Origin of the sequence: Pseudomonas parafulva (genome assembly GCF_000800255.1) — a bacterium.
Taxonomy (GTDB): domain Bacteria; phylum Pseudomonadota; class Gammaproteobacteria; order Pseudomonadales; family Pseudomonadaceae; genus Aquipseudomonas; species Aquipseudomonas boreofloridensis.
Map to the genome: position 1 here is coordinate 3,626,887 of NZ_CP009747.1, position 13,053 is coordinate 3,639,939.

Below are 13,053 nucleotides of genomic sequence, written 5' to 3' on the forward strand. Positions count from 1 at the left end.
TTGAATCACTGCGCAAGGGAACTCGCATGAGGTTGATTCAGAACGTCGGTCAAGATCGCGTTATCGATTTACTCCACGAACAGATGAAGCCGGACTACCAGTTGGACTGCGCCTCTCCAGCACTCTCCTTGTTCGCCTTTTCTGAGCTGACCAAGTCTTTCGCTAAGCTAAAGAAGGTTCAGTTGATCCTACCGGCAAGTACCGAAAGCCTGGCGCTGCTGGGTGGAGAGGCGGATCGTGCCGCACGTAATCAGCTTATCGCACGTAGCCTCGCCAGGCTCTGCTATGAGTCGCTGAATGCGAAAGTCGAGTTAAAGCGCGCAAGCTCTGTGATACCCCAAGGCATCGGCTTACTTCGAGATCCAGCTAGCGCGCCTCATCAGGTGGTAATGGGCTCCTTCGCTCTGACCACAGACGGCCTAGGCCTGACGCCAGGTAACCCAATGAGCCTTATACAGGCTAGCGAGTCCCCCGCAGAAGCAGCCATGTTTGCACCTTGGTTTGATAACCAATGGCAGACACTGACTTCCCGTCCCAGCGACAAAACCGAACTACTCGATACACTACGCGATATTGCAGAACAGCGCTCACCAACCGCCCTATACAGCCTGATACTTCATCAAATATTCAAGGAAAAAGACGACGTACTGGATGAAGAGCGTGTAGTGAAGTCAGCCACCGGCATTCGTAACACAGTGATCTGGAACAAGCTTTTCAGATTTCAACGCGATGGCGTGGTCGGCGCTATCGACAAGCTCAACCGTTTCGGCGGCTGCATCGTTGCCGACAGCGTAGGTTTGGGAAAAACCTTCGAAGCGCTCGCCGTGATCAAGTACCACGAGCTGCGCAATGACCGCGTTCTGGTGCTGTGTCCGAAACGATTGAGAGATAACTGGACGATCTACAAAGCCAATGACCGACGCAATGTGTTGGCGTCAGATCGCTTTAACTACGACGTGCTTAACCACACAGACCTCTCACGTGATACGGGGCTCTCCGGTGACCTCGATCTGTCCCATATCAACTGGGGCAATTATGACCTGGTCGTGATCGACGAATCGCATAACTTCCGCAACAAGAAAGCACCGCGCCAAGGCCAAGAAACACGCTACGACCGCCTAATGCGCAGAATCATCCGCGATGGTGTAAAAACCCGAGTCCTGATGCTGTCCGCCACCCCGGTCAACAATCGCCTGGCTGACCTGCGTAACCAGATCGCTTTCGTGACCGAGGGCGATGACAACGCTCTGTTTGAGCACGGCATCAGCAGCATCGAAGCCACCACCCGCAAAGCCCAGCTGCAGTTCAATCGCTGGCTGGATCTGGATGAGCGCGAGAAGACCCCGGAGCGCCTGGTCGAAATGCTTGGCTTCGACTACTTCACCCTCCTCGACCTGCTCACCATCGCCCGCTCGCGTCGGCATATCGAGAAGTACTACGGCACCACCGAAACCGGCCGTTTCCCCACACGCCTGCCCCCGATCAACATCAAAGCTAACGTGGATGCTGCTGGGCAATTTCGCGCCATTCGTGAAATCAACCAAGAGATTCGCCGGCTAAACCTCGCCAGTTATGCGCCGCTGCGCTACGTCCTGCAGCACAAGCAAGCGGCTTACGACGCCAAATACAGCACCGAGATCCGTGGTGGCGAAAGCTTCTTTCGCCAGGCCGATCGCGAGGAAAGCCTGATCCACCTGCTGCGCATCAACGTCCTCAAGCGCATGGAAAGCGCGGTGTCTTCGTTTGCGCTGACCCTCGAACGGCAGCTCAAGGATGTCGAACGCACGCTCGAACGCATCGAGCAGCACGCCCACGATATTGAAGAAATCGATATCGCCGATGTCGACATAGACGACCCTGCGTTTGAAGCACTGCTGGTCGGACGCAAGGTCAAGGTGCTGCTAAGTGACGTTGACCTGGTGCGCTGGAAGCAAGATCTGCTGGAGGATCGCAATCGCCTGGCCACGCTGCTATCTGCAGCACAACAAGTACAACCCCAGCGTGATGCTAAACTGGCAGAGCTGCGCAAGATGCTCGCTGATAAGTGCCAGAGCCCGATCAATCCTGGCAATCGCAAGGTCATCATCTTCACTGCCTTTGCCGACACGGCGCGCTACTTGTACGAGCAGCTCGCCTATTGGGCCAATGAAACCTTGGGTGTGCAAACGGCCTTGGTCACCGGCTCCGGCCACAACCAAACTACGATCCCCGGCCTGCGTACCGATCTGGCATCCATACTGACGACCTTCTCTCCACGCTCGAAAGAGCGCCCTACCGACATGACCGAGGAAGGCGAGCTGGATCTGCTGATTGCCACCGACTGTATTTCTGAAGGCCAAAACCTGCAGGACTGCGACTGGCTGATCAACTACGACATTCACTGGAACCCAGTGCGGATCATTCAACGCTTTGGTCGAATCGACCGTATTGGCTCACCCAACCAGCACATCCAGTTAGTCAACTTCTGGCCCAATATGGAGCTGGAGGAGTACATCAACCTGGAGCAACGCGTCAGTGGTCGTATGGTTCTGCTAGACGTATCCGCCACCGGGGAAGAGAACTTGATCGAAGCGCAGTCCGGCAATGCGATGAACGATTTGGAATACCGCCGCAAGCAGCTGCTCAAGCTGCAGGATGCCGTCATCGACCTGGAAGACCTGTCCAGTGGCGTATCGATTACCGACCTCACCCTCACCGACTTCCGTATCGACCTCGCCCAGTACCTCAAGGCCCATCCGGGGGTGTTGGAAAACATGCCGCTGGGTGCCTGTGCCATCACTACAACACGTGACGAGGACATACCGCCCGGCATTATTTTTTGCCTGCGTGCTGAGGGAGAAGCCGCCGACAAGATCAGCGATGGCTACCCACTTGCACCCCACTACCTCGCCCATGTGGCAGAAGACCAAACCGTGCTATTGCCCTTCACCCAGGCCAAGCGCATTCTGGATCGCCTCAAGCGCCTGGCCCTTGGCCGCGAACTGCCTGACGCCACCGCTGGCAACCGATTCGACGAGCTCACCAAGCTAGGCAAAGACATGCGCTATGCACAAAGCCTGCTGGCAGCTGCAGTGTCATCTGTCGCCGGCAAAAGCGAAGAGCGCGCCATTGCCAGCCTATTCAACCCGGCCGGTAGCCATGCGATGAAAGGCGAGTTCGCCGGCAGCAACGACTTCGAAGTGATCGCCTTCATGGTCATACTGCCCCAGGAGTGAGCCGTGGTTGCCGAGGACATCATTGCAGCCCTGCAACTGCCTGAGCAGGCACGGGTCAATCAGCGCGTATCGAAAAAGCTGCTGATCAATAATCTGGCTCCGACAGCAGCGGATCGCCAGCAGATCAATGAAGGTATTGAAGAGGTCCAGTGGGTTGCCGCGCTAAAGCCCGGCAATTGCGGCATACCCGCTTACCGCGACGCCCAACGTGAATACGTGGAAGTCGCCGTGCTGCACCTCACCCTGCGCCCGTCAGCTCGACCAGCCAGGCTCATTGAACTGCTGCACCGCGCCGTCCCTCACCCAACCTTGCTAATGGTCAGCACACCGGAGTCGGTACAGCTCTCCCTCAGCCATAAACGTTGGGCGCAGAACGAAGCCAGCAAGACCGTGCTCGATGGTGAAATTACTACCGCTACGGTGCTGCCAGCCGCCCCTCAGATCACCACAGCCTTTCTCGATGCGATCAGTCTGGAGCGTCAACCGCGTAGTGACCTGTGCGTTTTGTATCAGGGCTGGATAGATACCCTGATGGCCCTGCAGGCAGCGCAGCACACGGGAAGTTTTCGCACTGCCAACAGCCCACTCGATGCCACTGCCCGACGCCAAGCCCTGCAAGCCTGCATCGAGCTGCAAGGGCAGATCGCCACATTGCGCGCCCAGGCAAAAAAGGCTCAGCAGATTGCCCGTCAGGTGGAGCTAAACCTGCAACTGAAGCAGCTACAGCAGGCGCTCAGCGAAGCCCAAGCAAGACTGTAGGGCGATGATTTAAGCCAGTACCAAAACCTGACCAACAAGCATTAAAAGGCAGTCGAAATGGAATACCATGCCAGCCAGCATTACACCGCGCCTGCAAACACATACGTGCAGGTAGATCGTGAAGGAAATAGCGAATGACCATGCAAATAATCGACGCACAGTCGCCGGAAGCGCACAGCGCCGACCTCAAGGCCGAACACATCGACAAACTCAAAGCCTTGTTCCCTGAGCTGATCACCGAAGGCCCCAATGGCGTGGCCATCAACCAGGACGTGCTCAAACAGCTGGTCGGCGACGCTACCGTTACGGACGCCGACGAAAAATACGGTCTGAACTGGCACGGCAAGCGCGCCGCGCGCCAACTGGCGCTTACACCGAGCACCGGCACTCTGCTGCCTTGTCCCGACGAAAGCGTCGATTGGAACAACACACAAAACCTGATGATCGAGGGCGATAACCTCGAAGTTTTAAAGTTGCTGCAAAAGAGCTATGCGGGCAAGGTAAAGCTGATCTATATCGACCCACCCTATAACACCGGCCAAGACTTTGTATACCCAGACAACTTCCAAGACAACATAAAAAACTATCTTGAAATAACAGGGCAATCAGTAGCAGGCGTCAAGACAAGTACAAACAACGAAAATTCTGGCCGATATCACACAGATTGGCTAAATATGATCTACCCCAGACTCGTACTAGCACGAAGCCTGCTGAGCCCTGACGGGGCGATTTTCATTTCAATAGACGACCATGAGATTCATCATTTGCGTTCAATGGTAAGCGAAGTCTTTGGCGAAGAAAACTTCTCAGCAACGGCAATCTGGGAGAAAGCTGACTCACCACGAAATTCAGCACGACAGTTCTCTGAAGACCATGACTATATTCTGATTTTCTCCAAGGACCCTGAGTGGACACCTGATAGGCTTCCACGTACTGAAGCCGCTAACTCTATCTACTCCAACCCAGATAATGATCCACGGGGTGAATGGCTTCCTGGGGATCCTTATGCCAACAAGCCTTACTCGAAAGGAAAATATACAATTGCCGGCCCTACTGGCAGAATTTTCTCCCCTCCACCTGGAAGATTCTGGCGTATTTCTGAGGAAAAGCTAAGAGAGCTAGATGCTGATGGAAGAATTTGGTGGGGACCAAAGGGGGATGCTCGCCCTAGCATTAAGCGTTATTTAACAGAAGTAGCGGACCTAACGCCTCGCACGCTATGGAAGAAAGAAGATGTTGGCAGCAATAGAACATCGAAAAACGAACTAAGATCTCTTTTTCCTGAAAGTGAGTCGTTCGACACACCAAAGCCCACCCGACTCATAGAGCGAGTTCTGCAGCTTGCAACTTCACCAAAGTCCGGCGACATTGTCCTAGATTTTTTCGCAGGATCAGGGACTACGGGGCATGCAACTCTATCTCTAAACTCTGCTGACGACGGGGATCGACGCTTTATTCTCGTTCAACTTCCAGAGCCAATAGCATCAGGTGCTTTTGAGAACATCGCAGAAATTACAAAAGAACGACTACGCCGCGCAGGGACTAAGATCAAATCCGACAACCCCATGTTCTCTGGTGATACGGGATTCCGCACTTTCAAGCTGGAGACATCAAATATTCGGGCATGGAATCCAACTCCAGAAGACCTGACAGCCGATCTTCTTGCTCACCAAGAACACATTATTGAAGGCCGGAGCGAGTCCGACATTCTCTACGAACTGCTGCTTAAGCTCGGTCTAGACCTGTGCGTCCCCATCGAGCAGCAGCGGATCGCCGGCAAAACGGTGCACAGCATCGGCGGTGGAGTCCTGCTGGCCTGCCTGACCGAACATATAACCCGCGACCAAGTGGAAGGTCTGGCTCAGGGGATTGTTGCCTGGCACAAAGCGCAAGCCCCTGCCAGCGATAGCACCTGCGTATTCCGCGACAGTGCCTTTGCCGACGACATCGCAAAAACCAACCTGGCCGCCATTCTGAGCCAGGCGGGCATCAAAAACGTGCGGAGCCTATAAAATGGCCGTGCCCGCGCAACCCAAGATTTACCATATCTGCCATGTGGACCGCTTGCCGTCTATCATCGCCAGCGCTGGCTTGCTGTCCGATGCGGTACTGTTGAATCAGGCGTTGTCGGGCACGGTCATTGGCATGAACCACATCAAGCAGCGTCGCCTGCAACTGGAGCTGGATAGCCATCCGGGCTTGCACGTCGGCGAATGCGTGCCGTTCTACTTTTGCCCACGTTCGGTGATGTTGTACCTGATCCGCCAGCAGCATCAGGACCTTGCCTACAAGGGCGGCCAAGGGCCTATTGTGCATTTGGAAGCCGACCTGCATGCGACCGTGAATTGGGCTAATGTCCAGACCAGACGCTGGGCGTTCACGCTATCCAATGCGGGGTCCTACTACTTCGAGGATCGCGCGGATCTGGCACGGCTGCATGAGATCAGATGGGATGCCGTCGCTGCTCGGAGCTGGAGCAACTGTAAAGAGGCTAAACAATCCGAGTTTCTGCTTGAGCAGAGTTTCCCCTGGCACCTGATAGAGCGAATCGGCGTGCAGTCCAGGCAAATTTATACGCAGGTAGCCAATGTGTTGCCTACACAAGGGCACAGACCAACTGTTGAGCTACGCCCTGAGTGGTATTACTGAGTGAAGAGCCAGTCATGATCGAATTTACAAGCGGCGACATCCTGCGGGATGACTCTGAAGCCATCATCAACACTGTGAACTGCGTCGGTGTGATGGGCCGTGGCATCGCCTTGCAGTTCAAGAACATGTGGCCGGAGAACTTCAAGGCTTACGAGGCTGCCTGCAAGCGCGAAGAGGTACAGCCCGGCCGGATGTTCGTGTTCGACACGAACCAGCTCACATCGCCGCGTTACATCATTAACTTCCCTACCAAGCGCCACTGGCGCGGCAAGAGCCGCCTGCAGGACATAGACGCGGGCCTCAGTGCCTTGGTGAAGGAGATTCACAATCGCGGTATCAGCTCCATCGCCATCCCACCGTTGGGTAGTGGTTTGGGCGGGCTCGATTGGGCCGAGGTACGCTCGCGCATCAAAGCGGCCATGGCCGACCTGCCGGACGTACGCGTGCGCATTTACGAACCCAAGGGCGCCCCCGCTGCAGACACCATGCACCACAGCCGCGAAGTGCCGAGCATGACCGCCGGGCGTGCCGCATTGGTGGAGCTGATGAATCGCTATGTGCGCGGCCTGCTTGACCCAACGATCAGCCTGCTGGAAGTGCACAAGCTGATGTATTTCATGCAGGTAGCAGGTGAGCCACTGCGACTCAAATACGTGCGAGCCGCCTATGGCCCGTACGCCGAAAACCTTCGGCATGTATTGCACGCGATTGAAGGTCATCTGGTCGCGGGCTACGCCGATGGCGGTGACGCCCCTGACAAGCCCCTTACGCTGGTGCCTGGCGCGGTCGAGGATGCCAATGCCTTCCTGGCAATGAATTCTGAAACCCGAACCAGATTTGACCGAGTCGGAGAGCTGGTGGAAGGCTTCGAAACCCCCTTCGGCCTTGAACTGCTGGCGACCGTGCATTGGATCGTTAAACAAGGTGATCCTGTGTCTAGCGTCGATGACGTGGTCGAGCGCACCTACGCCTGGAACGCTCGCAAGCAGCAGTTCACGCGGCGCCAGATTGGTATTGCCGTAGAGGTATTGGCAAGCAAAGGCTGGATTGAACCTATAGCGCTGAGCGCCTAAGCCAACCCCCCATAAGACTGAATCGACTACCGCCATGCTGCAAGGCGGCATAGCGGTAGTCGATGAGTTAATTGACAGAATTTCTCGCCCTAGCCTGAAGGCGAGCTTGAAAATGGATTGAACATGAAACTGCACTTCGAGCCGGATCTCGACTACCAATTACAGGCTATCGAAGCGGTGTGCGATCTGTTCCGCGGCCAAGAGGCTTGTCGTACCGAGTTTACGGTAACCATGAAGGTCCCTGCCCCGGCCGATAGCGATCCGAGCGACGCTCCACAGCAGTTCGCCCTGGGCATTGCTGAATCCGACCTCGGTGTTGGTAACCGTCTGACTCTGCTCGATGACGAGCTAAAGAAGAACCTAAGCGACATCCAGCTGCGCGGTGGCCTGCCACCTTCCGGCATGCTCACTTCAGGCGACTTTACGGTCGAAATGGAGACCGGCACGGGAAAGACCTACGTTTATCTACGCAGCATCTTTGAGCTGAACAAGCGCTACGGTTTTACCAAATTCGTCATCGTGGTGCCGTCGGTTGCGATCAAAGAGGGCGTCTACAAGTCCCTACAGATCACCGAGGAGCACTTTAAGGGCCTCTACGCGGGCGTGCCCTACGACTACTTCCTCTACGACTCGAACAAGCTTGGTGAGGTACGCAACTTTGCCACCAGCTCGACCATTCAGATCATGGTGGTGACCGTAGGCGCGATCAACAAGAAGGACGTCAACAACCTCTACAAGGACAGCGAGAAGACCGGCGGCGAGAAGCCCATTGATCTGATCAAAGCTACCCGCCCGATCCTGATTGTCGACGAGCCACAGAGCGTCGATGGCGGCCTTAAAGGGGCCGGCAAGACCGCATTGGATGCCATGAACCCGCTGTGCACTCTGCGCTATTCCGCAACCCACGTAGACAAGCACCACATGGTCTACAGGCTGGACGCGGTTGACGCCTACGAGCGCCGCCTGGTCAAACAAATCGAGGTGGCCTCGGCAACGATTGAGGATGCCCACAACAAGCCGTTTGTGCGGCTGGTGGCGGTCAGCAACAAGCGTGGCACGATTTCAGCCAAGATCGAGTTGGATGTTGGCACTACCGCAGGCGGCGTATCCACCCAAGTGGTCACGGTCTACGACGGCGACGATCTGGAGCAGGCAACCAAGCGTGCCGTCTATGAAGACCTTCGTATCGGCGAAATCAACACCGCCAAAGGCGAGGAGTTCGTCGAGCTGCGCTACCCAGGTGGCGAGAAGTACCTGCGCATTGGTGAGGTTCACGGGGGCGTGGAACCGTTGGCGATTCAGCGCGAAATGATCCGCCGCACGATCAAGGAGCATCTGGACAAGGAAAAGCGCTTCCGCCCCATGGGCATCAAGGTGCTGTCGCTATTTTTCATCGATACTGTCGAGCGTTATCGCCGGTACGACGCTGATGGCGATCCAATAAAAGGCGTATACGCGACCATCTTCGAAGAAGAATACAAACGTTTCGCCAAACACCCGGACTACCAAAGCCTGTTCAGCGAGGTCGACTTCAACCACAGCGCTGAAGAGGTGCATAACGGCTACTTCTCTATCGACAAAACGGGCGGCTGGTCTGACACCGCTGAGAATAACGCCGGCAACCGAGATAACGCTGAGCGCGCCTACAACCTGATCATGAAGGACAAGGAAAAGCTGCTCAGCTTCAGCACACCGCTGAAGTTCATCTTTTCCCACTCGGCACTCAAGGAAGGCTGGGACAACCCCAACGTGTTCCAGATCTGCACGCTGCGTGACATTCAATCCGAGCGTGAACGCCGACAGACAATCGGCCGCGGCCTACGCCTGTGCGTTAACCAAAGCGGCGATAGGGTGCGCGGGTTCGAGGTGAACACCCTCACCGTGATTGCCACAGAGAGCTACGAGGCCTTCGCTGAAAATCTGCAGAAAGAGATTGAAGAAGACACTGGTATTCGTTTTGGCATCGTCGAGGAGCACCAGTTCGCGGCTGTTGCCATCACTAGCACAGATGGCGAGTCCAAACCGCTTGGCTTTGAGCAGTCAAAGATACTCTGGGACTTCCTGAAAGCTAAGCAATACGTGGATGCCAAGGGCAAGGTGCAAGACTCGCTAAAGCAGGCACTTAAGGACGGTCTGCTGCAACTACCTCCAGAATTCGAGGCGCAGCGCTCGCAAATAGTTGAGTTGCTGAAGAAAGTCTCCGGTCGTTTGGAGATCAAGAACGCCGATGAGCGCCGCGCCATTCCGACTCGCCAAGCGGTGCTGCAGAGCGAAGAGTTCAGAGCCCTATGGAACCGCATCAAGCACCAAACCACCTATCGCGTTGACTTCGATAACGAAAAGCTGATCGCCGATTGCATAAACAATCTGCAAAAAGCCCCTGCGGTATTCCGCCCACGCCTGCAGTGGCGCAAAGCAGATCTTGCCATCGGTAAGTCAGGTTTGGAGGCCAACGAAAAGAAAGGCGCCTACACCGTTACGCTGGACGAGAGTGAAATTGAGCTGCCGGACATTCTGACCGACCTGCAGGATCGGACGCAGCTGACTCGCCGCACCCTGGTGCGCATCCTAACTGAAAGCAAGCGCCTGGACGATTTCAAGCGCAACCCTCAGCAGTTCATTGAACTGGCGGGTGAGATCATCAACCGCTGCAAGCGCCTAGCGCTGGTAGACGGCATCAGGTACGTCAAACTTGGTGCCGAAAACTATTACGCTCAGGAGCTTTTCGAACAGCATGAACTGACCGGGTACCTGAAGAACATGTTGCTCAACACCGAGAAATCCGTCTACGAGCATGTGGTCTACGACTCCGCAATCGAACGTGACTTCGCGCAAGCGCTCGAACACAACGATGCAGTGAAGGTGTACGCAAAACTGCCCGGCTGGTTCCGCATTCCCACGCCACTAGGTAGCTACAACCCCGACTGGGCGATACTGGTTGAGCAAGATGGTGCCGAGCGCCTGTACTTCGTAGTGGAAACCAAGAGCAGCTTGTTTGGTGATGACCTTCGCCCAGTTGAGCAAGCGAAAATCGACTGCGGCACCGCTCACTTCAGCTTGCTCGCGAAGAATGAGGCCAGTCTGCGATTCGGCCGAGCGAGCAGCGTCGACGATGTAATTGCTGGCGTACTGAACTAGTCAAATTGGATCAAACTACATGGATCGAACGATGAGCGAAGAGATAGTGCAGCAGCAGAGCGGGTCAAAATACGTTCATGTGCAAGCGCAGCCAGATCACTTGGAGTCTCTCGCCCGTGGAAAGCCCATCAACGCGCTCGCAGAGCTCATCTGGAATGCATTGGACGCAGACGCTGATCAGGTACACATCCGAATCTCTGATAATGAGCTGGGTAGCCCAGTAGAAATTGAGGTTTTGGATAACGGCAACGGCATCACTGTTGAAGAAGCAGAGCATGCTTTCGGCAACCTAGGCGGCTCATGGAAAAGAGACTATAGAGCAACCAATGGAACACAAAAAAAATTACACGGCAGAAACGGTAAGGGACGCTTCAAAGCCTTCGCACTGGGGCATGACGTAACGTGGGATACCGCATTTCTTGAGGGCTCTGACAGACGCCTGCTTCAGCACGCAATCAAAGGGCAAGCGAGTAAACTGCAAGACTTCGAAATCAAACAAGCTCATCCAGCTCCGATAGGCCGACATCGTGGCACCAGAGTACACATTTCCAATCTTCTGGACTCCTTAGGGGTACTGACGCAAGATGGCTCTGCAGCCAGACAGCTCGCCGAGGTTTTCGCTCTCTATCTGCGCAATTATCCCGCCACGAATATAACTTTTCGCAACGAGCGCATTGATCCAAAATCGGTTCAGAAATCACACGACTCTATTGAACTACCAGCACTCCAAACGATAGATGGAGTCGAGGTGCAGGCCAAATTAGATATCGTAGAATGGAGCTTTTCAAAGAAAGAGCGGCGGATATGCCTCTGCGATAGTGACGGTTTTTCCCTTCACGAGGTTGAGGCCGGTATCCGACCTGGGGGGGAGTTTAACTTCACGGCATTCCTACGCTCGGACTACATTGCGAAGCTGCAGCATGAAAATCTGCTCGCGCTTGATGACTTAAATGCCGACCTACGCCGTCTTGTCGACAGCGCACGGACGGCAATGCGGTCCCATTTCCGGCGCAAAAAGGCAGAGACCGCATCTGAATTGGTTCAGCAGTGGAAGAATGAAGGGGTTTATCCGTTCATAGGAGATGCTGGCGGCGAGCTAGAGCAAGCCCGAAGAGAAGTCTTCGACATCTGTGCCCTAAACGTACACCAGTATCTGGACGCTTTTCGGGAAGGTCATACTCGAAATCGCCAGTTCACCCTCCGAATGATCAAGACTGCTCTTGACGAAAACCCGGAAGCGTTGAAGCGCATTCTTACGGAGGTTTTAGACCTTCCTAAAGAAAAGCAATCGGAACTTGCCGATCTGCTCCAATACACCACGCTTTCAGCCATTATCGAAGCAAGCAAGCTAGTCACGGATCGACTGCAATTTCTTGCCGGGCTGAACGAGCTTCTGTTCGACGGTGAGTCGAAACGAGAGCTGAAAGAGCGCACTCAGTTGCACCGGATGCTGGAGAGTGAGACCTGGATCTTTGGTGAGGAATACCTCCTGACTAGTAGCGATGAGAATCTGAATACCGTCTTACGCAAACACCTGGGCAAACTGCGACCGTCCGAGAAAAAGCCTAGAAAGTCAAAAACAGTGCTCCGAGATGACGGCTCTCAGGCAGTCATCGATTTGCTGCTAGGGCGGGAAGTACCAGCCTACGCGAAGACCCGTCGTGAATACCTCGTCGTAGAGCTAAAACGCCCCTCACAAAAAATCAATCTTGAGGTAAAAGCACAAGTCGAAAGCTATGCGATGGCGGTCGCCGCCGATGAGCGATTTGATAAGCACAATACCCACTGGACATTTCTAGCAGTATCGAACGAGATGACGGAGGAAGCGGCACGGTCAGTTCGTCAGCAGGGAAAAGCCTTCGGCTTCTTTCATGATGAGCCGAACCTGAAGATAGGTCTTGTTACCTGGAGTGAAATCCTTGGTGCGTCCCGCGCTCGACTCGAAGCCTTCCGAGAAAAATTGGACTACACAGCTACAAAAGACGAAGGTGTAGCCTTGCTTCACAGTAAATACTCGCAATACCTTCCTCAATCGCTGCAGCAAAAGCAGGGGATTAATGACTGAGGCATTTTCATTAGAAGACACCACGCGCCAGCGGAATGGGGGGGACAAATGGGAGGACAAAACCTTCCCCCACCATTCCTTAGCAATATGGTCAAAACCTAAAAACAACAACGGCCACAAGCCGGCTTTTTAATGCCCGCCAGTTGGGACCTCA

At 54.8% G+C, this 13,053-nt stretch carries 7 protein-coding genes; all 7 read left to right on the forward strand.

Features of this window, described 5'->3' with window-relative positions:
- The first annotated feature begins 26 nt into the window (after nt 1-26).
- Nucleotides 27-3,215, forward strand: coding sequence for a helicase-related protein (locus NJ69_RS15780; protein WP_039580658.1), 3,189 nt, complete (start codon nt 27-29; stop codon nt 3,213-3,215).
- A gap of 3 nt (nt 3,216-3,218) precedes the next feature.
- Nucleotides 3,219-3,974, forward strand: coding sequence for a DUF4391 domain-containing protein (locus tag NJ69_RS15785; RefSeq protein WP_039580661.1), 756 nt, complete (start codon nt 3,219-3,221; stop codon nt 3,972-3,974).
- A 134-nt stretch (nt 3,975-4,108) separates the two neighbouring features.
- The gene (locus NJ69_RS15790; protein WP_432416621.1) at nt 4,109-5,986 is read left to right on the forward strand and encodes a site-specific DNA-methyltransferase; all 1,878 of its coding nucleotides are present in this window, start codon (nt 4,109-4,111) and stop codon (nt 5,984-5,986) included.
- 1 nt (nt 5,987) lies between these two features.
- On the forward strand, nt 5,988-6,623 hold the full coding sequence (gene darT / locus NJ69_RS15795) for a type II toxin-antitoxin system toxin DNA ADP-ribosyl transferase DarT (RefSeq protein ID WP_039580663.1): 636 nt from the start codon (nt 5,988-5,990) through the stop codon (nt 6,621-6,623).
- A gap of 14 nt (nt 6,624-6,637) precedes the next feature.
- Nucleotides 6,638-7,696: a type II toxin-antitoxin system antitoxin DNA ADP-ribosyl glycohydrolase DarG gene (gene darG, locus NJ69_RS15800; RefSeq protein WP_039580664.1), complete on the forward strand. Its 1,059-nt coding sequence runs from the start codon at nt 6,638-6,640 to the stop codon at nt 7,694-7,696.
- A gap of 123 nt (nt 7,697-7,819) precedes the next feature.
- Nucleotides 7,820-10,834: a type III restriction-modification system endonuclease gene (locus tag NJ69_RS15805; protein WP_039580666.1), complete on the forward strand. Its 3,015-nt coding sequence runs from the start codon at nt 7,820-7,822 to the stop codon at nt 10,832-10,834.
- Nucleotides 10,835-10,865: 31 nt separating this feature from the next.
- Complete coding sequence (locus NJ69_RS22455; RefSeq protein ID WP_167335973.1) at nt 10,866-12,899, forward strand: ATP-binding protein; 2,034 nt, start codon at nt 10,866-10,868, stop codon at nt 12,897-12,899.
- Nucleotides 12,900-13,053: the final 154 nt, after the last annotated feature.

Excerpts from the sequence above, each read along its gene's own strand:
- NJ69_RS15780 (WP_039580658.1), top strand. The coding sequence starts at position 27 with ATGAGGTTGATTCAGAACGTCGGTCAAGATCGCGTTATCGATTTACTC.
- NJ69_RS15790 (WP_432416621.1), top strand. The coding sequence starts at position 4,109 with ATGACCATGCAAATAATCGACGCACAGTCGCCGGAAGCGCACAGCGCC.
- darT (WP_039580663.1), top strand. The coding sequence starts at position 5,988 with ATGGCCGTGCCCGCGCAACCCAAGATTTACCATATCTGCCATGTGGAC.
- darG (WP_039580664.1), top strand. The coding sequence starts at position 6,638 with ATGATCGAATTTACAAGCGGCGACATCCTGCGGGATGACTCTGAAGCC.
- NJ69_RS15805 (WP_039580666.1), top strand. The coding sequence starts at position 7,820 with ATGAAACTGCACTTCGAGCCGGATCTCGACTACCAATTACAGGCTATC.
- NJ69_RS22455 (WP_167335973.1), top strand. The coding sequence starts at position 10,866 with ATGAGCGAAGAGATAGTGCAGCAGCAGAGCGGGTCAAAATACGTTCAT.